Source organism: Arthrobacter sp. StoSoilA2 (assembly GCF_019977195.1).
In the GTDB taxonomy this organism is placed as follows: Bacteria; Actinomycetota; Actinomycetes; order Actinomycetales; family Micrococcaceae; genus Arthrobacter.
Genome location: NZ_AP024643.1, coordinates 1,865,885 through 1,889,043 on the forward strand (window position 1 = coordinate 1,865,885; position 23,159 = coordinate 1,889,043).

The 23,159-nt window shown below is 62.1% G+C and carries 20 protein-coding genes; 11 read left to right on the forward strand and 9 right to left on the reverse strand.

What is annotated here, in order from left to right; genetic code table 11:
- The first annotated feature begins 13 nt into the window (after window positions 1-13).
- The 3 genes from LDN82_RS08570 to LDN82_RS08580 all read left to right on the forward strand — a co-directional run bounded on the left by LDN82_RS08570 (window position 14) and on the right by LDN82_RS08580 (window position 2,063).
- A complete protein-coding gene (locus tag LDN82_RS08570; RefSeq protein ID WP_224089512.1) occupies window positions 14-730 on the forward strand; it encodes a MerR family transcriptional regulator in 717 nt (238 codons plus the stop codon).
- A complete protein-coding gene (locus LDN82_RS08575; protein ID WP_224089514.1) occupies window positions 730-1,233 on the forward strand; it encodes a bifunctional nuclease family protein in 504 nt (167 codons plus the stop codon). The genes LDN82_RS08570 and LDN82_RS08575 overlap by 1 nt, the downstream gene beginning before the upstream one ends.
- Window positions 1,234-1,469: 236 nt before the next feature.
- On the forward strand, window positions 1,470-2,063 hold the full coding sequence (locus LDN82_RS08580) for a MerR family transcriptional regulator (protein ID WP_275965381.1): 594 nt from the start codon (window positions 1,470-1,472) through the stop codon (window positions 2,061-2,063).
- Window positions 2,064-2,154: 91 nt separating this feature from the next.
- Here the strand turns inward: LDN82_RS08580 and LDN82_RS08585 are convergent, their stop codons facing one another.
- Window positions 2,155-2,964: a ParA family protein gene (locus LDN82_RS08585; RefSeq protein WP_224167044.1), complete on the reverse strand. Its 810-nt coding sequence runs from the start codon at window positions 2,962-2,964 to the stop codon at window positions 2,155-2,157.
- A 304-nt stretch (window positions 2,965-3,268) separates the two neighbouring features.
- On the opposite strand from LDN82_RS08585, the gene LDN82_RS08590 reads away from it, so the two are divergent.
- Window positions 3,269-6,664 (forward strand): pyruvate carboxylase, encoded by a 3,396-nt coding sequence (locus LDN82_RS08590; RefSeq protein WP_224089517.1) that lies wholly within the window; start codon window positions 3,269-3,271, stop codon window positions 6,662-6,664.
- Window positions 6,665-6,734: 70 nt separating this feature from the next.
- On the opposite strand, the gene LDN82_RS08595 is transcribed toward LDN82_RS08590, so the two are convergent.
- Window positions 6,735-8,546, reverse strand: a complete 1,812-nt coding sequence (locus LDN82_RS08595) for a long-chain fatty acid--CoA ligase (RefSeq protein ID WP_224089519.1) — start codon at window positions 8,544-8,546, stop codon at window positions 6,735-6,737.
- Window positions 8,547-8,733: 187 nt separating this feature from the next.
- On the opposite strand from LDN82_RS08595, the gene LDN82_RS08600 reads away from it, so the two are divergent.
- On the forward strand, window positions 8,734-9,792 hold the full coding sequence (locus LDN82_RS08600) for an ROK family protein (RefSeq protein WP_224089521.1): 1,059 nt from the start codon (window positions 8,734-8,736) through the stop codon (window positions 9,790-9,792).
- Window positions 9,793-9,822: 30 nt separating this feature from the next.
- Here the strand turns inward: LDN82_RS08600 and LDN82_RS08605 are convergent, their stop codons facing one another.
- From LDN82_RS08605 to LDN82_RS08615, 3 genes are read right to left on the reverse strand one after another with little or no spacing between them, the layout of a single operon-like run.
- Window positions 9,823-10,383, reverse strand: coding sequence for a hypothetical protein (locus tag LDN82_RS08605; RefSeq protein WP_224167045.1), 561 nt, complete (start codon window positions 10,381-10,383; stop codon window positions 9,823-9,825).
- Window positions 10,370-11,173 (reverse strand): alpha/beta fold hydrolase, encoded by an 804-nt coding sequence (locus LDN82_RS08610; protein ID WP_224167046.1) that lies wholly within the window; start codon window positions 11,171-11,173, stop codon window positions 10,370-10,372. Before LDN82_RS08610 ends, LDN82_RS08605 begins: the two co-directional genes overlap by 14 nt.
- Window positions 11,170-11,958: an alpha/beta fold hydrolase gene (locus LDN82_RS08615; protein WP_224167047.1), complete on the reverse strand. Its 789-nt coding sequence runs from the start codon at window positions 11,956-11,958 to the stop codon at window positions 11,170-11,172. The genes LDN82_RS08610 and LDN82_RS08615 overlap by 4 nt, the downstream gene beginning before the upstream one ends.
- Window positions 11,959-12,067: 109 nt before the next feature.
- Here LDN82_RS08615 and LDN82_RS08620 point away from each other — a divergent pair, with 109 nt between their 5' ends.
- Both LDN82_RS08620 and LDN82_RS08625 read left to right on the forward strand, forming a co-directional pair.
- On the forward strand, window positions 12,068-12,853 hold the full coding sequence (locus tag LDN82_RS08620; protein WP_224167048.1) for a lysophospholipid acyltransferase family protein: 786 nt from the start codon (window positions 12,068-12,070) through the stop codon (window positions 12,851-12,853).
- Window positions 12,854-12,925: 72 nt separating this feature from the next.
- Complete coding sequence (locus LDN82_RS08625; RefSeq protein ID WP_224089531.1) at window positions 12,926-14,329, forward strand: 3-deoxy-7-phosphoheptulonate synthase class II; 1,404 nt, start codon at window positions 12,926-12,928, stop codon at window positions 14,327-14,329.
- A gap of 60 nt (window positions 14,330-14,389) precedes the next feature.
- On the opposite strand, the gene pknB is transcribed toward LDN82_RS08625, so the two are convergent.
- Both pknB and LDN82_RS08635 read right to left on the reverse strand, forming a co-directional pair.
- Complete coding sequence (gene pknB, locus LDN82_RS08630; RefSeq protein WP_224089534.1) at window positions 14,390-16,480, reverse strand: Stk1 family PASTA domain-containing Ser/Thr kinase; 2,091 nt, start codon at window positions 16,478-16,480, stop codon at window positions 14,390-14,392.
- 76 nt (window positions 16,481-16,556) lie between these two features.
- Window positions 16,557-17,891 carry a lytic transglycosylase domain-containing protein gene (locus LDN82_RS08635; protein WP_224167049.1) on the reverse strand — a complete coding sequence of 445 codons (1,335 nt, stop codon included), beginning with the start codon at window positions 17,889-17,891 and terminating at the stop codon, window positions 16,557-16,559.
- A gap of 260 nt (window positions 17,892-18,151) precedes the next feature.
- Between LDN82_RS08635 and LDN82_RS08640 the strand changes: the two genes are divergently transcribed.
- Window positions 18,152-18,505: an Rv2175c family DNA-binding protein gene (locus LDN82_RS08640; RefSeq protein ID WP_216922937.1), complete on the forward strand. Its 354-nt coding sequence runs from the start codon at window positions 18,152-18,154 to the stop codon at window positions 18,503-18,505.
- A gap of 116 nt (window positions 18,506-18,621) precedes the next feature.
- On the opposite strand, the gene LDN82_RS08645 is transcribed toward LDN82_RS08640, so the two are convergent.
- Together LDN82_RS08645 and LDN82_RS08650 are read right to left on the reverse strand one after the other, a co-directional pair.
- Window positions 18,622-19,716: a polyprenyl synthetase family protein gene (locus LDN82_RS08645; protein WP_224089537.1), complete on the reverse strand. Its 1,095-nt coding sequence runs from the start codon at window positions 19,714-19,716 to the stop codon at window positions 18,622-18,624.
- Complete coding sequence (locus tag LDN82_RS08650; RefSeq protein ID WP_224089538.1) at window positions 19,713-20,282, reverse strand: hypothetical protein; 570 nt, start codon at window positions 20,280-20,282, stop codon at window positions 19,713-19,715. Before LDN82_RS08650 ends, LDN82_RS08645 begins: the two co-directional genes overlap by 4 nt.
- A 74-nt stretch (window positions 20,283-20,356) precedes the next feature.
- Here LDN82_RS08650 and dinB point away from each other — a divergent pair, with 74 nt between their 5' ends.
- The 3 genes from dinB to mraZ all read left to right on the forward strand — a co-directional run bounded on the left by dinB (window position 20,357) and on the right by mraZ (window position 23,103).
- Window positions 20,357-21,619 (forward strand): DNA polymerase IV, encoded by a 1,263-nt coding sequence (gene dinB / locus LDN82_RS08655; RefSeq protein WP_224089540.1) that lies wholly within the window; start codon window positions 20,357-20,359, stop codon window positions 21,617-21,619.
- Window positions 21,620-21,856: 237 nt separating this feature from the next.
- Window positions 21,857-22,225: a DUF3040 domain-containing protein gene (locus tag LDN82_RS08660; RefSeq protein ID WP_224167050.1), complete on the forward strand. Its 369-nt coding sequence runs from the start codon at window positions 21,857-21,859 to the stop codon at window positions 22,223-22,225.
- A gap of 446 nt (window positions 22,226-22,671) precedes the next feature.
- On the forward strand, window positions 22,672-23,103 hold the full coding sequence (gene mraZ, locus LDN82_RS08665; RefSeq protein WP_216922947.1) for a division/cell wall cluster transcriptional repressor MraZ: 432 nt from the start codon (window positions 22,672-22,674) through the stop codon (window positions 23,101-23,103).
- Window positions 23,104-23,159 lie beyond the last annotated feature (56 nt).

The window sequence follows — 23,159 nt, forward strand, 5'->3', positions numbered from 1 at the left end:
CCTGCCTGTGGCAATGGCCCAGCCGGAACGTCGCGGACCGCAGGTCCTGAACATCGGGGAAGTCCTGGCTCAATTGAGCGACGACTTTCCTGGCATGACCGCGTCCAAAATCCGCTTTCTTGAGGAAAAGGGCCTCATTAACCCCAAGCGGACCCCTGCCGGGTACAGGCAGTACACGGACAGCGACGTTGAGCGCCTCCGTTTTGTTCTTGCCCTTCAGCGGGACCAATACTTACCACTGAAAGTGATTAAGGATTACCTGGACGCGATTGACCGCGGGGAGCGGCCTGAGAACCTGCCTCCGGGCGTCACGGTGTCTCCCCGGGTGGTTTCCGCGGAGATGGCTGCGGAAATCCAAGGCCGGGCGCGCGCCCTCAGCGAGGAGCAGCTCCGGGCCGAATCGGGTGCCAGTGTGCCCTTGCTGGAGTCGCTCCTGAGCTTCGGGCTTATCAGCCACGTTGGCGGCAAGTTCGATGAGCACGCCCTCCAGGTTGCGCGTGCTTGCGTTCAGTTGGAGGGTCACGGCTTGGAACCCCGCCATCTCCGGCCGTTCCAGGCCGCAGCCGAGCGTGAGTTCGGACTGGTGGAAAGAGCGGTTGCGCCCCTGACGTCCAGGCGCGACGCAGCCTCCCAAGCACGGGCTGCCGAGGCGGCGCGTGAAATCAGCGAACTGTGCCTTACGCTGCACAGGGCGCTCGTCCACGACCGTATCTCCCGGATGGACACCTGATGATCGAAGTTGAAATTGTCGGCGTCCGGATCGAACTGCCGTCCAACCAACCCTTGGTCCTCCTTCGCGAAATCAAGGGGGAGCGGCATGTACCCATCTGGATTGGAACACCCGAAGCCAGCGCCATCGCCCTGGCCCAGCAAGGTGTTGTCCCACCGCGACCCATGACCCACGATCTCCTGATTGACGTCGTGGAGGCCCTGGGGCATTCGATCATCAGCGTTAACATCGTGGCGGTTGAGGACAACATCTTCTATGGGCAGCTGCAATTCGACGATGGCACGGTTGTCAGTTCGCGCGCTTCTGATGCGTTGGCGCTTGCGTTGCGGGCCAAGTGCCGCATTTGGTGCGCGGATGCAGTGATGGAGGAAGCCGGTGTCCGGATCACTGAGCATGATGAAGGCGAAGATTCAGAGCCGGATCCCAGCGTGGACGAAGAACGCGAAATGCGGCGTTTCCGCGAGTTCCTGGACGACGTCGAACCTGAGGATTTCGAAGGCTGAATCACCCTAAGCCTAAAGTTGAGGGTGAAACTTTCGACACGACCGGATTTTGCGTCCGGGGTCTTTGACCTAGGGCCCTCCCGGGCCTAACGTCGAAGGTATCAAGTTCCCGTTGCATACACTGCCCGCGCAAGTCACACTGGAAGGTGCGGCTTGTGGGAATTACACGGCTGAATTTCGGCGTTGTGATCAGTGGTACGCACCGTCCCCAAGGGAACTGAGAACAAGGAGGTCACGTGAGTCCGAAAGGCGAAGCAGGCGAGCTGAAGCAGGCCTCGACCGGCATTGCTGCGCCCGCATCCGGCGCCCAAGGTTTGCTCTTCACAGAGGACCTTCCAGTGCTGGACGAGGACGCGGGCTACCGCGGGCCGACTGCCTGCAAGGCTGCAGGTATCACGTACCGTCAGCTGGACTATTGGGCACGCACGGGCTTGGTCGAGCCGGCCGTCCGTGGTGCTGCGGGTTCGGGCTCGCAACGTCTCTATGGATTCCGCGACATCCTGGTGCTCAAGGTGGTCAAGCGCCTGCTTGATACCGGCGTTTCCCTCCAGCAGATCCGCACCGCGGTTGAGCATCTTCGCGAGCGTGGCGTTGAAGACCTTGCGCAGATTACGCTGATGAGCGATGGCGCCAGCGTTTATGAATGTACCTCTGCCGACGAAGTGATTGACCTCGTGCAAGGCGGACAGGGTGTCTTTGGCATAGCGGTCGGACGTGTATGGCGGGAAGTCGAGGGAAGCCTTGCCGCGCTTCCGAGCGAGCATGCCGCCGAGCAGTCCTTTCCGGACGACGAATTGAGCAAGCGGCGCGTTGCACGCCGCATCGGCTAAGAACGCCCCCACTGGATCTCTCAGCAACGGAAGAAGCCGCCCCTGGATACAGGGTGCGGCTTCTTCCGTTGTATGGCTGTTGAGTTGAGGGCTAGCGCTGCTGCCGATTCCGCGAAACGGGTTGGCTTTGCAGCAGGCTCTGCAAGAGTGCATCGAAAAGTTTTGCGGAGTTTTTGGCGGAATCGCCTGGCCAATGATGTACCGAATGCGCTGCGCCCTGGATCTGCTGCCAGTTCGCCTGTTCCGGAATGTGCGGAGTCAGGAGCAGCTCGCCGAACATGGACTCCATCTCGGACAGCCGGAAGGTGTGCTCGGCTGATCCGGAACGAACCCGGTTGGCGACGATTCCCGCTGGCGCCAGGTGCGGAGCAAACTCCTGCCTGAACAACTGGATGGCGCGCATGGTTCGTTCAGTACCGGCCACGGAGAACAGGCCGGGTTCGGCCACGAGTACTACGCGGTCGCTCGCGCTCCATGCCATCCGTGTGAGCCCGTTCAGCGAAGGAGGGCAGTCCACAAGAATCAATTCGTAGTTGGTGGTCCCTGCAAGAACGGCCGAGAGCCTGCGAAGGTCCCGTCGGCCGAGGTCCGGGCGATCATAGATGCCCGTGAAAGCCGATCCGACAGCAACGTCAAGCTTGCCGCCGCTGGAACCGTTGGAGACCCAGCTGCTGCTGGCGACGTTCTCGGGGAGTTTGGCTTTTCTGGGACTCTTGAGCATGCGGCCAATGTCCAACTGCCCGCCTCGCTGGACGCCGAGTGCCGTCGTCGCGTCCGCATGGGGATCGAGGTCCACCACGAGGGTTGGAATGCCGGCCGCGAGGGCCGCCGACGCCAGGCCGGTGGTCACGGACGTCTTTCCCACTCCGCCTTTGAGGCTGCTGATGCTGACTACTTGCACTTGAAAACCCAAAACCTAACGCCGGTTGCCGTATCGCGCTGTTTTCCGCTTCGGGACCGCCGAAGCCGGGGCTTGCCGAAGCCCCTCCAACATCATATGGGGCGGGGCGGTGGAATCCCGCTTTCTACGCGCCCGGGCAGCGTTGGATGGTGCGGGCATTAGCACGGCAGGGAGTCGCGCGCACGCATATACAGCCCAGATGACGATTCCATTGTGATGGTTGCCACAAAGATTTGTGTTTGATGCTGGCGGCACTACACACTGTGACCACCGACCGATCCACCCGCAATGATGCAGGAGAAGTATGTTTTCGAAAATTCTGGTGGCCAATCGCGGCGAAATCGCGATCAGGGCGTTTCGCGCTGGTTATGAACTGGGCGCCAAGACCGTAGCCGTCTTTCCGCACGAGGACCGTAACTCGATCCACCGTCAGAAGGCCGACGAAGCTTACCTGATCGGCGAGGTGGGCCATCCTGTCCGCGCCTATTTGGACGTAGAGGAGGTTGTCCGCGTCGCCAAGGAAGCCGGCGCTGACGCCATTTACCCGGGTTACGGATTCTTGTCCGAGAACCCGGACCTCGCGCGCGCTGCCAAGGCCGCGGGCATCACCTTTGTGGGTCCGCCAGCTGAGGTGCTTGAGCTTGCGGGAAACAAGGTTGCTGCCTTGGAAGCTGCCCGCAAGGCCGGTGTCCCCGTGCTGAAGTCGAGCAAGCCTTCAAAGGACCTCGACGAGCTCATTGCGGCAGCCGACGAAATCGGCTTCCCGATCTTCGCCAAGGCCGTTGCCGGCGGTGGTGGACGTGGAATGCGTCGCGTGGAGACCCGCGAAGCCCTCCCCGAGGCCCTGCAGTCCGCCATGCGCGAGGCCGATGCCGCGTTTGGCGATCCCACGATGTTCCTCGAGCAGGCGGTGCTGCGCCCGCGCCACATCGAAGTGCAGATCCTGGCGGACGCCGAAGGCAACGTCATGCACCTGTTCGAACGTGACTGTTCCTTGCAGCGCCGCCACCAGAAGGTAGTGGAAATCGCGCCCGCGCCCAACCTGGATGAGAACATCCGCCAGGCGCTATACCGTGACGCCGTGGCCTTCGCCAAAGCCCTGAACTATGTCAACGCCGGAACGGTGGAGTTCCTGGTGGACACCGAGGGTGAGCGGGCCGGCCAGCACGTTTTCATCGAAATGAACCCCCGCATCCAGGTTGAGCACACTGTGACAGAAGAAATCACGGATGTGGACCTCGTGCAGGCGCAGATGCGTATTGCCTCAGGGGAGACCCTTGCGGACCTTGGCCTGAGCCAGGAGACAGTATCCATCAAGGGCGCCGCGTTGCAGTGCCGCATCACCACGGAGGATCCGGCCAACGGCTTCCGCCCGGACGTCGGAAAGATCACCGGCTACCGTTCCGCAGGTGGCGCAGGCGTGCGTCTCGACGGCGGTACCGTCTACTCCGGTGCCGAGATCAGCCCGCACTTCGACTCCATGCTCGTCAAGCTGACCTGCCGCGGACGCGATTACCCGGCTGCGGTTGCCCGTGCGCGGCGCGGCCTGGCAGAGTTCCGGATCCGTGGCGTGTCAACCAACATTCCGTTCCTGCAGGCCGTGCTGGCCGATCCGGACTTCAACGCCGGCAACGTAGCCACGGACTTCATCGATAAGCGGCCGGAGCTGCTCAAGTCGCACATCTCCGCGGACCGCGGCACCAAACTGCTGACGTGGTTGGCCGATGTCACGGTGAACAAGCCCAATGGCGAGCTGACGGTCCACTCCGATCCCGCCAAGAAACTGCCCGTCGTCGAGGGTCCGGTTCCCACGTCAGGATCGCGCCAGAAGCTGCTGGAGCTCGGTCCTGAGGGCTTCGCGAAAGCCCTGCGAGAGCAGCAGGCAGTCGCCGTTACGGACACCACGTTCCGTGACGCGCACCAGTCCTTGCTGGCTACCCGTGTCCGTACCCGCGACCTCGTGGCTGCCGGCCCGGCCGTCACTGCCTTGCTGCCGGAGCTTCTTTCCGTGGAGGCCTGGGGTGGTGCGACGTACGACGTCGCGCTGCGCTTCCTCGGCGAGGACCCTTGGGACCGCTTGGCTGCTTTGCGCCAGGCGCTGCCGAACACCTGTATCCAGATGCTGCTCCGTGGACGGAACACCGTTGGTTACACGCCCTACCCGGAAGAGGTGACCGAGGCTTTCGTCAACGAGGCCGCGGCTACGGGCATTGACATCTTCCGCATCTTTGACGCCCTCAACGACGTCAACCAGATGGCCCCGGCAATACGGGCTGTGCGTGCCACCGGAACGGCCGTCGCAGAGGTGGCGCTTTGCTACACAGGCAACCTCCTTGACCCGAACGAGGACCTGTACACCCTCGACTACTATCTGGACCTTGCCCAGAAGATCGTCGATGCCGGTGCCCACATCCTCGCCATCAAGGACATGGCAGGTCTCCTGCGTCCCGCTGCGGCTGCCAAGCTCGTCTCGGCTTTGCGTGAACGCTTCGATCTCCCGGTGCACCTGCACACGCATGACACCGCCGGTGGCCAGCTCGCAACAATTCTGGCGGCCGTGGATGCCGGAGTCGACGCCGTCGATGTCGCTTCTGCTTCACTGGCGGGCACTACCAGCCAGCCTGCTGCATCCGCCCTCGTTGCGGCCTTGGCCAATACACCGCGCGACACCGGGATGAGCCTTGCCAATGTCGGCGCACTGGAGCCTTACTGGGAAGCGGTCCGACGCGTGTACGCGCCGTTCGAGTCCGGGCTGCCAGGTCCCACAGGCCGTGTCTACCAGCACGAAATCCCTGGGGGCCAGCTGTCCAACCTTCGCCAGCAGGCCATCGCCTTGGGGCTGGGGGAGCAGTTCGAAGCCATCGAGGACATGTACACGGCGGCAGACCGCATCCTGGGCCGCCTGGTCAAGGTGACGCCGTCCTCCAAGGTGGTGGGTGACCTTGCCCTGCACCTCGTTGGACTGAACGCGGATCCCGCAGACTTCAACGAGAATCCGCAGAACTATGACATTCCGGATTCTGTCATCGGCTTCCTCTCCGGCGAGCTCGGCAACCCTCCCGGAGGCTGGCCGGAGCCGTTCCGTACCAAGGCCCTCCAAGGCCGCAGCATCAAGGTCCGGGACGTTGAGATCAGTTCAGAGGACAGCGCCGCGCTGAAGGGTGATTCGAAGACCCGCCAGCACACCCTGAACAGGCTTCTCTTCGCAGGTCCTACCAAGGACTACCTCAAGAGCGTGGAGACCTACGGCAACATCTCCGTGCTGGACACCCGTGATTACCTCTACGGGCTGCAGCGCGGTGCTGAGCACGTCATCGAGCTGGAGAAGGGCGTACGGCTGATCGCCCAGCTTGAGGCTGTCTCCGAAGCCGACGAGAAGGGCATGCGTACAGTGATGTGTACGCTCAACGGCCAGTCGCGTCCGGTGGTTGTCCGCGACCGTTCCGTGGTGAGCAACGTCAAGGCCGCAGAGAAGGCCGACCCCGCACAGCCCGGGCAGGTTGCAGCCCCGTTCGCGGGGGCGGTCACCGTTACGGTCAAGGCAGGCGATGTGGTCAACGCCGGCGATACCGTTGCCACGATCGAGGCAATGAAGATGGAAGCATCCATCACGACGCCGGTGGCCGGCACGGTTTCCCGCCTCGCCATCTCCTCGGTGGAGCAGGTCCAGGGCGGCGATTTGCTGCTGGTGATCGGCTAACGATCCATCAACGAAAAACCCCTTCCGGAGGAATTCCGGAAGGGGTTTTTCGTTTGCGGTGGCGCCTTGGCTACTGCGGCCGGGGCGCCGAATACATCTCTTCAATCACGGCGTCAAAGTCCTTCATGACCTGCGCGCGCTTGACCTTCAGCGACGGAGTGAGGTGGCCTGAGGCCTCCGTGAAGTCCGCCGGGACTATCCGGAAGGATTTGATCGCCTCCGCTTGGGAGACAGACTGGTTGGCTTTGCTGATGAGGTCCTGGACGGCAGCCCGTACTACCGGGTTCCCGGCAGCTTCCTCCAGGGTGGTACCGGACGGGAGCCCATGGCGCTCCAGCCATCCCGGCAACGCCTCCTCGTCCAGGGTTACCAAAGCGCCGATGAACGGACGGTTGTCGCCCACTACCAGGACCTGGGAAACCAAGGCGTCTGCACGGATCTGGTCTTCCAGCAGGGCAGGAACCACGTTCTTTCCACCTGCCGTGACGATGATTTCCTTCTTGCGGCCGGTGATCTTGAGGAAGCCGTTGCTATCCAGCTCGCCGATGTCGCCGGTGCGGAACCATCCGTCGGCAAAAGTTTCCTGCGTGAGATCCTCGCGCTTGTAGTAGCCACGCATGACGCAGACGCCCTTGGCGAGAATTTCGCCGTCGTCCGCGATCTTGACGGCATTGCCGGGAAGTGGGGCGCCCACGGTGCCGATCCTGATCATCGAGGGTGTGTTGACGGAGATGGGTGCCGTGGTTTCCGTCAGGCCGTATCCCTCCAGGATCTGCAGGCCGATGCCCTGGAAGAAGTGGCCCAGGCGTTCGCCCAAGGGGCCGCCACCGGAGACAGCGTGTGCCACATGTCCGCCCATGGCGGCGCGGAGCTTTCCATAGACGAGTTTGTCGAACACCGCATGCTTGAGCTTCAACCCCAAGCCCAGGGAACCCGCCTGGCGCGCCTTGGAGTACTCGATCGCCGTGTCCACTGCACGGTGGAAGATGGCGCCCTTGCCACTGTCCTCGGCTTTCGTCAGTGCGGAATTGTAGACCTTCTCGAAGACACGCGGCACAGCAAGGATGAACGTTGGCTGGAAGCTCTGCAGATCGGCCAGCAAATGTTTGATATCCGGCGTGTGGGCAACTTTGACGCCCCCTGCAACGGCAAGGACGGAGATGAAGCGCGCAAAGACGTGGGCCAGAGGCAGGAACATGATGGTCTTGGCCGACTCGTTGATGATTTCGCCCAGCGCCGCACGGGCGTTCTCGGAGAGCTCCACGAAGTTTCCGTGGGTCAGTTCGCAGCCCTTGGGCCTGCCCGTGGTTCCTGACGTGTAGATAATGGTGGCCAGGTCTTTCAGGCCTGCAGCGGAGCGGCGCTTCTCAAGTTCTTCATCGGTGACGCTGGTGCCAGCGGCGCGAAGGGCATCAAGGCCGGCACCCTCAAGCTGCCAAACGTTGGCCACTGACTGTATGTCTTCGGCCGCGACGGCCTGCCTGATGATGTCCTCGTGGTGTGCGGCTTCACCGAAGGCGGCCACAGCACCGGAGTCGCCCAGGTTCCAAGCCACCTGCGATGGGGAAGAGGTCTCATAAATCGGGACAGAGACAGCGCCTGCGAACCAGATGGCAAAGTCCACCAGCGACCACTCATAACGGGTCCGGGACATAATGCCGACGCGGTCGCCAGCGCCCACTCCACTGGCGATAAGGCCCTTGGCCAAGGCCTTGACGTCGGCAAGGAAATCCGTGGCCCGGATGTCCTGCCACTCTTTGTTGCTGTCCAGCTTGGCGAACAGGGCCGGGTTCGAAGCCTTGGCGGCTTCCCGGACGACGAGGTCCGTGATGTTGGTTTCAGGGGCAACGTTGACAAGGGGCGGAACACTGAATTCACGCACGGTAGCTCCTTTGATATGCACGGGCCGCGTGGGGCTGCTTTCACTCTAGTATGCCCACCCGCGGAGGTGTGTCCTATTTCACCTACTGGCGAGTAACTTTACGGATGACCCTCCGTTTCGGGCAACTTGGCGCTGTCCAATCCTTCCGATGGCTACCTGCCTTGCCCCGGCAGAATAGGATGTTGGGATGCCTTCACTACGGTCCAGTTCCCGTGCCCGGCCCCGGCCACCCGTCGCTGCCTTGAAGGACGTTCCCTGGGCTGGGCGCAGGAGCCATTTGGGCCGACGGGGGCTGGCCATCGGCATCGATATCGGCGGCACCAAGGTAGCTGCCGGCGTGGTTGACGCGGAGGGCAGGATCCTTGCAGAGGCACGCAGGTCCACGCCTGGCGCCGACCCCCGGGCCGTGGAGCGGACCATCGTGGAACTGGTTGACGAACTCAGCGCGGACCACCGGATTGCCTCCGTGGGTATAGGCGCGGCCGGTTGGATGGACCTCGACGGCGGTACGGTCCTCTTCAGCCCGCATCTTGCGTGGCGCAACGAACCCCTGAGGGAAAGCCTGCAGAACCTGTTGAGGCGGCCGGTATTGCTAACGAACGACGCCGATGCGGCCGCCTGGGCGGAGTGGCGCTTTGGCGCCGGCCAAGGTGAGAGCCGACTCGTGTGCATCACGTTGGGCACAGGCATCGGCGGCGCAATGGTGATGGACGGGAGAGTTGAACGCGGCCGCTACGGTGTAGCCGGCGAATTTGGCCACCAGATCATTTTCCCCGGCGGGCACCGCTGTGAATGCGGCAACCGTGGCTGCTGGGAGCAATATGCGTCAGGCAACGCCCTCGGCCGTGAGGCCCGCCAATTGGTGCGAACCAACTCGCCTGAAGGCCGCGCACTCCTTGAGCGGGCCGGCGGTGTGGCGGAGAGCATCACCGGAGCTGCAGTTACCGAATTGGCGCTGGCCGGGGACTCCACGTCAAGGGAACTGTTGGCGGACCAGGGTGAATGGTTGGGCTTGGGGCTGGCCAACCTGGCGGCGGCACTGGATCCCGGTATGTTCGTGATCGGAGGCGGATTGTGCGACGCAGGGGACCTGCTCGCCGGACCGGCCCGTGAGGCGTTCGCCAGAAATCTGACTGGGCGTGGATTCCGTCCGATGGCAAGGATTGAGCTTGCCGCTCTCGGACCCCGTGCAGGCATGATCGGCGCAGCTGATCTTTCCCGGGTCAGCGGGCGTGCCCACAGCTAGGAAAGCCCACAAGCAATCGGACCCGTCCAGCTAGATGCGGGCGCCGTCGTCGTCCTCGTTTTTCTCGTGCGGTAGCCGCATGATCAGGTAGACCACGGAAGCTGCAAAGGCCACCACTATGCCAAGGATGGCCAGCAACGGTGCGGAACGCCAGAACATCGCCGTAAAAAGCAGGGCGAGGGGGCCGCCCACAGCGCCGATCCACGCCAGCATGGTCAGCGGGTCTGTTCCCACCAGGCTGGGAGGCTCCTCGGGCACAAAGGCGCCGTCGTCGTCGTCCACCTCGAAATCGCGGGGACCCAGGGGCCCGCCGTTCAATTGTTCCTTTTCTCCTGGTGTCGTGCCGGCATCAGGCGCTGCTGCCGTGGCCGGAGTAGACAGTCCCAGCGGATCAAAGTCCCTGAAGGCCTTCGGAGCGTCCTCCCTGGCTGGCCCGGCTCCTGCTTGCTCCCTTTCCTGCCGACCCGGCTCGGCGGTCTCTCCGAGCGGTGAGGATTCCGTCGCTTCCAGCCGTGCCACCAAATCCAACCAGACGGCGTCGTCATCTTTGTTGGCACTCTGATCGGCAGAGTTGGGATCAGGCCTGTTCATCGGCTTTGTCCTTTTCGAGGGAAGACCCGCTGCCGGCCAGTGCCGCCAAGGTCTTTTGGATGAAGTCGACAGTTCCCGCGAAGATTTCAGGGGCGTCGTTGTCCAGGGTCGCAACATGATGGCTGTTGCTGAGGTAGGTGACTTCAACGGGCGCCTGGACCCGTGCACGGAGGAACTCAAGGCTGGCATTGGAGATGACATTGTCCACTGTGGAGCGGAAGACGCGGACAGGCGAACCAATGCGGGGCAGCAGCGCGGCCGTATCCTTGTACATCTTCTTCAACTCGTGGGCCGCGGCAACCGGGGTGCGGGAATAGGCCCCTTCGTCCTGATCCGGCTTCAAAATGTCGTTGGCGATCGCCGGAGTGCTCTTTATGACGTACTTGAGGGCGGCAACAATGACAGCCCGTGGGTCATCAAGGACCAGGCCAGGGTTGACCACAATGGTGCCGGCCACGGGTCGTGTCGCCGCGATGCGCAGTGCCAGTGTTCCGCCCATGGACAGTCCGGCCGCGAAGACGAAATCGCATTCGCCTGCCAGTTCCCTGTAGGCATCGTCAACGGCCCGGTGCCATTCGCGCCATGAACGCGTGGCCATGTCCTGCCAAGTAGTTCCGTGCCCGGGGAGCAATGGAACCCTGACGGCATATCCTGCCGCTGCCAGATGCTCGGCCCAGGGCCGGACGCTGTGCGGGCTTCCCGTAAAGCCGTGGGACATAACGACGCCAACCCTGGGGCCTGAGCCGGTCCAGTTGCTGAGGAACGGGGAGAAATCGGGAAGCATTTTCATGATGACTCTGAGGCTACTCTGTCCGCGGCATGCTGACGGAAAAACTCCGCCGATTCTTCAAAGATGGTGGGTGCATCCACATCCAACGTGGCCACGTGGCCGCTCGCCGGGAGGGTCACCACTTTGAGCCGGGACGGGTCCATATGCCTGCTGATCATAGCTACGGAACTGGGCGGGATGACACCGTCCACTGAAGATTTGAAGACAAGCGCCGGTGCTTGAATCTGTGGGAGGGCGCGGGTTGCCTGGCGGAAGAGCTTCTTCAGTTCGTGCACGGACCTCAAAGGCGTCTTGGAGTAGTCACCGTCCTGCGTGGCGGCCGCCGTCGGCTTTTCTTCCTCAATGGGTGAGGTGGTCCGCATGACGTACTTGAGTGCTCCGACGTACCTGACCCGGCGATCGTAGAAACTCAAACCCGGGTTCACCAGGACCAGGCCCGGAACATCATGCAGTGAAGCCACACGGAGGGCAACGGCACCGCCCATGGACAGGCCTGCCACAAAACATGATTCCGTCCGGGCCGCGAGATCCAGATAGCTTCGTTCGAACGTCCTGTACCAATCCTGCCAGCGTGTGGTGGCCAGATCGTGCCAGCTGGTTCCGTGACCGGGAAGCAAAGGCACTGAAACGGAAAAGCCCTGCCCGGCCAAATACTCGGCCCACGGCAGGACGCTCAGCGGGCTACCCGTAAACCCGTGGCAGATGGCCACTCCGGTGGAAGCGTTCGCTCCATGGCCGGGGTGGTGGAAGGCGAGCGGCGCGGCTGGTTGGTTGCGTTCCGTCATGGCTCCATCGTGTCACTCTTCCCGACATTTCTCACTGGAGTAGGGTTGCTGTTGAGTGCCGCCGGCTTGACCGGATGGACGCCCGTAAACCGGCCGTGAGAGGACAAACGTGTTCTATTGGGTCATGAAGAGGATCTTTCTTGGTCCTGTTCTCAAACTCCTTTTCAGGCCATGGGTCAAGGGGCTGGACAACGTCCCCGAAAACGGCCCAGCGATACTTGCATCCAACCATTTGTCCTTTTCGGACTCCATCTTCCTTCCACTGATGGTGGACCGGCCGGTGATCTTCCTTGCCAAGTCCGAGTACTTCACCGGCAAGGGCATCAAGGGCCGCTTGACGGCGCTGTTCTTCAGGTTGACCAACCAACTGCCAATGGACCGTTCCGGCGGAGCCGCGTCGGAACTATCGCTGCAAGCCGGGAAGGACGTCCTGAATTCCGGCGGCCTCTTGGGAATCTACCCCGAAGGCACCCGCAGTCCGGACGCCAAGCTCTACCGCGGCAAGGTCGGTGTCGCCAAGCTGGCGCTCCAGACCCGGGTCCCTGTAGTGCCGGTGGCCATGATTGGAACGGAAAAGGTCCAGCCCATTGGCAAGAGGCTGCCCAGCATCCGGCGTATCGGTGTGATCTTCGGCCAGCCCATGGACTTTAGCCGCTATTACGGCATGGAAGATGACCGGCTCATTCAAAGGGCCGTAACTGACGAAATCATGTACGAGCTGATGCGGCTTTCCGGCCAGGAGTATGTGGACGAATACGCAGCTGTGGTCAAGGCCCGGATGGATGGCAAAGGACCCGGGACGGTTGGAAAAGTCAAAGAAGCCGAGGAGGCTCCTTCGGACATCGCTGATGACAAGGACGGGCCCAAGGAAAACGGGGGAGCAACCAGCGGGTGACTGTGACGCATCCGGCAAGGACAGTTACGCCTACAGTGCCCCAACCTTGGCGGAGGCTACTACTCTTGAAGGGTGACTGAGCTAACCGCGAACACCGCACCCCCTGTAGTAGACCCACTCGCCAGCACCGCCCAGAGTGGGGCTGCAAACTACCCCGGTCTCGACGCCTGGCGGGACCTGCCGATTTCCCAGCAGCCCACGTGGTCTGACTCTGAAGTCTTCAAGGCCTCTGTTAAGGAACTTTCCGTCGTTCCACCTTTGGTATTTGCCGGCGAAGTTGACGTTCTTCGGGAGCGCCTGGCTGCGGCCGCCCAGGGCAAGGCTTTCCTCCTGCAGGGGGGAGACTGCGCAGAGACCTTTGAAGCCGCCACGGCGGACAAGATCAGCGCACGCGTCAAGACGATCCTCCAGATGGCCGTCGTGCTCACGTACGGTGCGGCGATGCCGGTCATCAAGATGGGTCGCATGGCAGGCCAATTCGCCAAGCCACGCTCGTCCAACGATGAAACCCGCGACGGCGTGACACTTCCCGCGTACCGCGGAGATATCGTCAACGGCTACGACTTCACGCCCGAGTCCCGCGCGCACGACGCCGGCAGGATGCTGCAGGCGTACCATACGTCCGCATCAACGCTGAACCTGATCCGGGCATTCACCCAGGGTGGTTTCGCGGACCTGAGGCTGGTCCACCAGTGGAACAAGGGCTTCACTGAGAACCCGGCACATGCCCGGTACGAGTCCCTTGCCCGTGACATTGATCGCGCCATCATGTTCATGGACTCGTGTGGTGCTGACTTCGAGGCCCTCAAGCGGGTTGAGTTCTTCGCCAGCCACGAGGCGCTGCTGCTGGACTACGAACGCGCATTGACCCGCATCGACTCGCGCACGGGCCTGCCGTACGACACTTCCGCCCACTTCCTCTGGATCGGCGAGCGGACCCGCGAACTCGATCATGCGCACGTGGACTTCCTCTCCCGTGTGCGGAACCCCATTGGCGTCAAGCTAGGCCCCACCACCAGCGGCGACGATGCCCTGCGCCTTATCGACAAGCTGGACCCGAACCGCGAACCCGGGCGCCTGACATTCATTACCCGCATGGGGGCCAAAAACATCCGCGAGAAGCTGCCTGCCGTCGTCGAGCGCGTTACCGCTTCCGGCGCCCAGGTCCTGTGGGTGACGGACCCGATGCACGGCAACACGGTGACCTCGCCCAACGGATACAAGACCCGCAACTTCGACGACGTCATTGACGAAGTACGTGGATTCTTCGAAGTACACCACTCGCTGGGTACGGTTCCGGGCGGCCTGCATGTCGAAATGACCGGCGACGACGTCGCCGAGTGCCTCGGTGGCGCAGATCCCATCGACCAGGACGCTTTCCTGGACCGCTATGAGTCTGTCTGCGACCCGCGCCTGAACCACATGCAGTCACTTGAGATGGCCTTCCTGGTCGCAGGGGCTCTGTCCAAGCGGTAACGCTAAAACGCAAAAGGCGCGGTTCGGAGAAGTCCGAACCGCGCCTTTCGTGTATCTCGGCTAAACCACGGAAAGTTTGATGGTTGAACCTTCCGCGACTTCCGTGTCCTTCGGATCCTGCTTCAGGACGACGTTTAGGATTGCCAGGTCTTGCTCTCTGACGACCACAAAACCTAGCTTCTCCAGTTCTTTCTGCGCCGCATCTGCGTTTTTCCCGATGAAGTTAGGCACTTTAACCAGTTTGGGTCCCTTGGAGACCGTCAGGGTCACTGTTTCGCCGCGGATGAGCGTGCCGTTGCCAGGCGTCTGTGCCACCACGGCGCCTTTGGGCACGGTTTTGTCGTTGACAGCCTCAGGGGCAATGACTGCCTTCAGGCCAGCGTCCTGAATTGCTTTCACGGCAGCATCCTGCTGTAAGCCGCGAACATCGGGAACGGGGATGGGCTGGGGTCCCTTGGAGACGACGAAGGATACCGGCGTGCCGTGGCGGACTTCCTTGCCCGGTGCAGGGTCCTGGGAGATGACAATGCCCGCAGGGATCTTTTCGTCGAACGCCTCCGTGACATTTCCGAGGGTCATTTGGGCGGCGTTCAGGGCACTCTTAGCTTGATCAAGGGTTCCGCCTGCCAGCCCGGGCAGTGCAAAGAGCTGTGCGCCTTTCGAAACGAAAAGGGCGATGGGTTGAAATTTCCGTACCACTTCCCCCGATTTTGGTTCAGTCCCGACGGCGAGACCGGCCTGGACGTCGTCGTCGAATACGTCCTGGGGCTCAGACTGGAATCCTGCCGTTCGCAAGAGCTGTTGGGCCTCGGCCACTGTCTTGTTCTTGACATCGGGAACCGTGCCTGGAGATCCAGGGCCCATGCCGAAGAACCAACCGGCAGAACCTGCCAGCAGGGCCAGGATCACGATCACGACTGTCCAAATCGCAGCGCGTCGGCGGGGATTGCCTTCACGAAGGGGGCGCACAGGAGTAGCAGCAGCCCGGGCTTGGTCTTTAGCCTGTTGCCGCTCCAGCTTTTTTTGCTCCCGTTTGCCGGGCTGGCGCGGGTCATCGTTCGCACCGGGAAGGGCGAGGCCGGCGTTGTGTGGTTGCCGCGCTGCCATGACGGTTGTCGGGTTGCTTTGATGTGGAATGAATTCCGTGGGCGATGCTGTAGTGGCAAGGGCCTCGGTGGGATTCTCCTGCGGGGTTGCGCCGGAACCGGGGCCCGCGGAAGCAGCTGCCCCAACGGAACCAACTGCCCCGGCAGCAGCTGCAGGGGAGAGAGGCCGGGAGGACGGCTGCCTGTGGTCCAGTTGCTCGTCACTGAGTGTGGTCCGGATGTGGCGCAGTTCCGATAGCAGGGCGGAGCCGTCCACGGGCCGGTTTTCGGCGTCCACGGCAGTGCACCACTGCACAAGTTCGTCGAGGTCTTCGGCAAGACCGGGGGCAGCCTCGGAGGGGCGGCCAACCACGGCGTTGACGTGCTGGTAAGCAACTTGAATCGGGGATTCACCAGCATATGGCTGCTTGCCTGTGAGCATTTCGTAGAGCATGATGCCCGCTGAGTAGACGTCGCTGCGGGCGTCAGCGGGTTTGCCGAGCACCAATTCGGGGGCGAGGTACGCGACCGTGCCGATCAAGGCGCCAGTACTTGTGGTGGCCGTGACAGCCCTGGCCAATCCGAAGTCCCCTACCTTGATCCGGCCGTCTTCCGCTATGAGCACGTTCTCGGGCTTGATGTCCCGATGGATGAGTCCGGATCCGTGGGCGGCCGCCAGGCCTTCGATGACCGGATCGATCAGGGCGAGGGCCAGGCGCGGTGGAAGTGCGCCCTGTTGGTTGATGACGTCGCGGAGCGTATGGCCTTTGACATACTCCATCACCAGATAAGCGATATGCCCGTCTTCGCCCTGGTCCAGCACGCTGACAACGTGGGGATGGGACAGGCTCGCGGCGGCCTTGGCCTCGCGGCTGAGCCGTGACAGGAATGTTTCGTCGTTGGCCAGGTGCGGGTGCAGGACTTTGAGGGCCACGTCGCGCTCCAGGCGCTGGTCCGTGGCCAGGTAAACGGTGGACATTCCACCTCTGGCAAGGCGTGAGCGGACGTGGTAGCGCCCGTCCACCGTGGTCCCGATGAGGTGGTCCTGCGTTGGTTCCTGCACCATACGATCCTAAACGAGGCAGGGAAGAGGCCCGAATCCGCGGGGAATCCGGGCCTCGTCCAAAGGTGCTTGGGACGGCCTAGCCGAAAGTGCGTTGCCGGGCTTTGATCGATTCGACGTAGCGCTTCGTGTCGTCGTACATGCCGTACTTGCTGACCGAGTACTGCCCTTGGTAGTAACCGGCGATGGCGTTGTCAAGGTCTTTGCTGGTGGCGATGAGTGCCCTGATGATGGCGACGCCGGCCGTCGCATTGTCATATGGATCCAAGAGGTTGAGCTTGCGGCCCACCAAATCCGATGCCCATTGGCCCGAGGAAGGAATGACCTGCATGGTTCCAATGGCGTTGGCGGGGGAGACCGCGCGCTGGTCAAAGCCGGATTCCTGCTCGGCGAAAGCGAGTGCCAAGGAGGGGCTGACTCCCATGCGGCGGGCGGTATCAGCCACGATTGACTTCATTTCATCCCGGCTCGGGACCGGCGAAGCGTTCAACAGCGCCTTGTTTTCGTTCGCAGAGCTGACAACAGCGGGCGGGTACGTAAAGCCGAGGAAGGTGCTCGGCACCAGTGGCTTGGTCTCCCCGGCGGGCTGCAGCGACGAAGTGCCGGGGATGGTGAGCTTCTGCCCGGGATAAATGACGGTCGTCGCCGAAACTGTATTCACGCTCATCAGCGCTGACAACGAAACGTTGTGACGCGATGCAATGGAGCTGAGGGTATCGCCCGCTTTGATGGTATACGAGCCTGTGCTGGCGACAGGAGTGGCCGCAGGTGCCGGGGCGGGGGCAGGAGCAGGCGGAGTCGAAGGCGAAGAGCCGCCACTGACCTTGATCTTCTGGCCAGGGTAGATGATGGAGCTTCCACCGAGATTGTTCCAGCTGAAGATGCTGGACAGCGGGACACCGTGCCGGGCGGCGATCGCGCCCAGCGTATCGCCCGGAACCACCGTGTAGGTGGTGGCATTCGGAGGTGCCGCAGGCGCCGGCGTCTGTTCAGGGGCGGCCGGGGCGGTGCCAGTGAGTTTGATGGTCTGGCCAGGGTAGATCAGCGTTGTTGCCGTGAGCTTGTTCAGCTGCAGGACAGCGGCCGTGTCCAGGTTGAAGCGGCGTGCAATGGCACTGATGGTGTCTCCGCGGACGATCTTGTAGGTGTCCGGGACAGCGGGGGCCATGGGCCTCAGGGCGGCAGGAAGCGTTGCCGCAACCGCTTGGGCGGGAATCACGTTGCCCACTTTGGTGGCCTGGGCCTTCATGGCTGCCGCGAGGGTAGCCGGAATCTTGCGCGGTTGGGGTGCCGGTGCAGCCGTGGCTGGCTGGGCCAAGGCAAGCGAGGACAAAACCACGGCGGGAAGCGCAGCCGTGGTTGCCGCAATTACCGGCATGCTCATGGTTCGTTTCGGCGAGCGGGGCGTCGTCATGGAGTGTGTCCTCATCTCAGCAGCGGGAATAGTTTGTGTTGCCGCTGTTACCAGTGTTGCCAATGTTACTGATGTTATCAATGTTGCAAGTGTGATCAGTGTGAATCTCTCACACTTATTCATTCGGCACAACAATTCCTGCACTATGGAAATCCCGTCGCTGAATTCATCCCCCTGGAAAGGCGACTTTCTCGCGCATGGAGGGACCGTCGTCGTACTCCGGCTAGGCGACTGGCAGCCCGGCGTGGCAACCTAGTTCCGTGAGTAATGTAGAAAGCCTTGTTTCCGACTGGTTGCCGCTGCCGGATGTCGCCGAGCTGTTGGGAGTTTCCATCACCAAAGTCCATGGACTGTTGGATGAGCGTGCGCTGGTGGCCATCAGGCGGGGAGAGCGGAATATCCGCTCGATCCCGGCGCTGTTTATTCAAGATGGACATGTCGTAGACAGCTTGAAGGGGACCATCGCGGTTCTTAGCGATGCTGGTTATAACGACGAAGAACTCATCGTGTGGTTGTTTACGCCTGACGATTCATTGCGGGGACGGCCTGTCGATGCGTTGCGCGAAGGACGCAAGACGGAGATTCGGCGTCGCGCCCAATCGCTCGCCTGGTAGATCAGTCGCTCGCCTGGTTGCCGGTTAGCCGGCGCTTAGATTCCCATAAGTAGTTAAACAGTGGACGACGGCGGTTTTTGACCGCCGTCGTCGTCTCAACGTCTGGAAATGCCCGGTCAGGCGGCCCGGCTGACAGCTGCCTCGGCCAGTTGGCGCAATGCCGTGAGCGGTAATTCTTCCAGCGGCAGTTGTTCCAGGGCAGCGAAGGCTTTGTCGCTCAGCTCGTCGATGAGGGATTCCGTGGCATCAAGGGCGCCGCACTCGACCATTATGTTGCGGATTGTGGAAACTTCGTCCTCACCCAGCTTCGGTTTCCCCAACATTTCGTCCAAGTACGTGGCTTGATCCGTGGGAGCCAGATTAATGGCAAACCCAACGAGCACTGTCCGCTTGCCCTCCCGGAGGTCATCGCCGGCAGGTTTTCCCGTTGTCTCCGGATCGCCGAAAACGCCCAGGACGTCATCGCGCAATTGGAACGCCTCGCCCAAGGGCAATGAAAATGCCGAATATGCCTTCAGCAGGTCCTTCGATGCGCCCGCCAATGCTCCGCCCAGGGCCAAGGGGTGCTCGGTGGAATATTTGGCGGATTTATAGCGAATAATCGAGGTGGCGCGCTCTACGGAACCCGCGCGATCGCGTACCGGACCGGCTACTTCCTCAAGAATGTCCAGGTATTGCCCGGCCATTACCTCGGCCCGCATGAGGTTGAAAATACGGCGTGCTTCACTTCCTGCGGCTGCCCTGGGGCCGATTTCCGTGAAGGATTCCTCGCTGAAGGAAAGGCACAAATCGCCGGTCAGGATCGCCGCGGCGTGGCCGAACCGTTCATTGTCCAGCGCCCATCCGTTGGCCTCGTGGAGTTGGCTGAAGCGGCGGTGCACACTGGGGCCTCCGCGACGCGTATCGGAACGGTCAATGATGTCGTCATGGATGAGGGCCGCGGCTTGGAAAAGTTCCAAAGCGCAGCCGGCCGTTAGGATGTCCGCGTCACCCGCGGGACCGCCCGCACCCCGCCAGCCCCAGTAGCACATCAGTGCACGAAGCCGTTTTCCGCCTGTGACGAGGCTGGATATTGACCCCATGAGGGGGGCGACGTCCGGGGAAATCGTAGCCATCATGTCCTGCTGGACCGCCAGGAACCCGTTCAGCTTCCCGGCGACGCCGGCAATAAACTCGAGTTGCTCCGTGTGGAGTTGGGAAACCGGCGTCACTTGACGGACCCGGCCGCCACGTTGGCGCCGATGGTGAACGTGGAAACGCCTTCCTTTTGCCTCACCGACACGTTGACCGTCTCACCGTCACCGCGGATGAAGTCGATTGATGTGACGTTTCCTACGGCTTCGGGGCCTGGAACAACCTTGAATCCTTGTGCTTCAAGCGAGGTCTTGTAGTAATCCACCACGCTTTCCGGCGGAGCTTTGACCGTTCCTACGAGGGCAACCGTGGCAGGAGATACGTTCTTGTCAAAGCTGCTGGAGCGCACGGACGTCTTGGGCATCACCGGGATGAGCTGTTCCGGAAAGCCCGGGACCAAAGCGCCAACTGTGGCCGTCGCGCCGGGCACGGGTCCGGCTGACGCGGACGTGTCAGGAGCCTGTGACGACGATGGGTCGGAGGCCGGGGAAGAGGTCGTAGCCGTGGAGGAATCAGGGGAGTTCCCGGATGCGGGTGTGGCAGCCGGGCTGCCGGGGGATGGAGTACAGGCGGAAACCGCCAGGGCGACACTCGCTGCGAGCAGGGTAAACCCTCGCGATTGAGGAGTTCCAAAGAGCTTCACAGGGGTATCCTTCCTTGGGCTGACGGGGGACTGTGCCTCCAGTTTAGTCAGTGGCCGGGCATAGTATTGCCGTTGTGAGGCAGGAAGCATTCGGTGGCGCCCAAAGCGCCGGCAGCGAACCAGCCCGCAGCGCGCAAGACGCCCTGCGGGAACAGCGGCGAACCAGCATCCTGCACGTGGACATGGACGCCTTTTTCGTTTCCGTGGAACTGCGCAGCCGGCCGGACTTGCGTGGAAAGCCAGTGATCGTCGGCTTCCCTGCCGAACGCTCCGTCGTCTTGTCCGCGTCCTACGAAGCCCGGGCCACAGGTGTGAAGTCAGCGATGCCCATGGCCATTGCCATGCGGATGTGCCCCGGCGCTGTCATCATCCACCCGCGCCACAAGCTCTACTACGAGGTTTCGGCACAGCTCATGGAGATCTTCGCCTCCATTACGGACCTCGTGGAGCCCTTGAGCGTTGACGAGGCTTTCCTGGACGTTGGTGGGGCAATCCGACGTCTCGGATCTCCCTTGGACATCGGACATCTCATCCGTCGTCGTGTTCGGTCTGAACTTGGTATCACCGCTTCAGTGGGGATTGCCGGAACCAAGTTTGTGGCCAAGATCGCGTCCACGCGGTGCAAGCCGGACGGCATCCTCCAGATCGACGCCGAGGACACCATCGCGTACCTTCACAGCTTGCCGGTCAGTGCCCTCTGGGGCGTCGGCGGCAAGACCGCCGAGGTGCTGGCACGCCTCGGCATCCGGACGGTGGCCGACGTGGCGGCTACGCCGGTGGCATCGCTGAAAAAAGTCCTTGGCGCCAGCGGAGAGCACGTCCACAGGCTTTCGATGGGAATAGATCCCAGGCCGGTCACTCCTACGAGGCTGGAAAAGAGCATCGGCGCGGAGGAGACTTTCGCCACGGATTCGGCGGACGATGCCCTGCTGCACAGGGAGCTACTCAGGCTGTCCCATCGCACGGCGGCGCGGCTGCGCAGTTCCGGGATGCTGGCCCGTACGGTAGCTTTGAAACTCCGGTACGCCGACTTTTCCACGGTGACCCGCAGCCGGACGGTGCATACTCCCGTTGACAGCGCCCAGCTTATTTACCAGGTTGCCGTGCAACTGCTGGAGTCCTTGGGGGCACGATCCATGAGCGTTCGTCTCGTGGGTGTCCGTGCGGAGCAGTTGGAACCGGCCGGCCAAGCGTCCATGCAGCTCAGCCTTGACCGGCGCGATGACAACTGGCGGGCCGCGGAGCAGGCCCTTGACCGCGTCGCCGAACGCTTCGGCTCCAAAACATTGCTCCCGGCCAGGCTCCTGGATCCGGGCAAGACTCCTGACGTGAAATGACCGCTGCGATGCCACGCAGGCGCCTTCCGCGCGTCTTTCAGAACAGCGCCTGACAAACTATCCTAATTAGTACAGATATTTAGATCGTCTGGACAGCTGTTTCCTGAGCAGTCGGTCCCAGGATGTCCGCTAACAAGGCGGAAATTTTTGGGGAACGCTTTTCGTGGCCCGATCGTTTTGGAAACAGACGCACAGGCCGCGATTCGTCCAGACGCTGGCTGACTAAAGGAGGTCGCGATGCCCCTCTCGGAGCATGAACAGAAGCTGCTTGAGCAACTTGAGAAGCAGCTTCATGAGGACGATCCGAAGTTTGCCAACACCATGGGTTCGGATCCCATCCGCAGCTGGTCAACCCGGCACGTGATAATTGGTGTCCTTGGTGCCATCGCAGGCATCCTTTTGCTGCTGGTCGGCGTGTCGCTTCAACAAATTTTTGTTGGCGTCCTCGGCTTTGTGGTGATGGGCGCAGGTGTCTACTTTGCGACTCTTAGGGGCGCGGCGTTCGGCAAGGCCCGGAAAGGGAAAGCCGGAAAGTCAAAGTCCAAGAGTTCGTTCATGAGCAATCTAGAGGAGCGCTGGGACGAGCGCCGCCGCGACGACAATTGAGCGTGGCCGCAAGCATTAGCCCGGAACCGGATCCCTTCCACGCGACGATTCCTGAATAACCTGCGCCTATACCTGGTGCATGCCCCTGGGTGGCAGGGGACACAAAGGACCCTTCACGGGTCTTTTTGCGTTTAACCCCTGTCCTCCACTTTCCACCCCTTCGAGGTTGATAAGCCGCTGTGGACGCGGAGCGCGGCCATCCCTGCACCCGATTCCGACCGGGGAGCATGGGGCATGCCCCAGGCCTTCCTCTGCCCTCCACTTGCCCTCCACTTCCCACCACGCCCTTGAATCCGCGCATTCACGCGCCTTCGGAAACTCAAAGTGGTGGAGAAACGGTCCGTGGTGCGTTGACTGTGGGGCTTTGTGGAGTAAAGTGGAGCGCATAAGAGGGTATTGGCAGGGTTGGGTTTGAACGGGCACCTTGACTGAGGGGCGGTGGGCCGGTGTTTCTTGGCACCCATTCCCCACGCCTTGATGAAAAGGGCCGGATCATACTTCCCGCGAAGTTCCGTGAGGAACTTGCCGAGGGCCTGGTTCTCACAAGGGGTCAGGAACGCTGCATTTACGTCTTCAGCCAGAGGGAATTCGAGCGCATTCACGAATCGATGCGGGAGGCACCACTGTCCTCCAAGCAGGCTCGTGATTACATTCGGGTTTTCCTGTCTGGGGCCTCTGACGAGGTACCTGACAAGCAGGGGCGCGTGACGATTCCGCCGGCGCTCCGGGCCTATGCAGGGCTCGGCCGGGAATTGGCAGTTATCGGTGCCGGTACCCGCGCGGAGATCTGGGATGCCGAGGCTTGGAATGAATACCTCGCCGAGAAGGAAGCAGCCTTCTCGGAAACCGACGATGACAATCTGCCCGGGTTCATCTAACCGGGGGATGGGGCCTTGGCCCCGGTCCTTGGATGGGATCTCCAGCCGCCCATCGA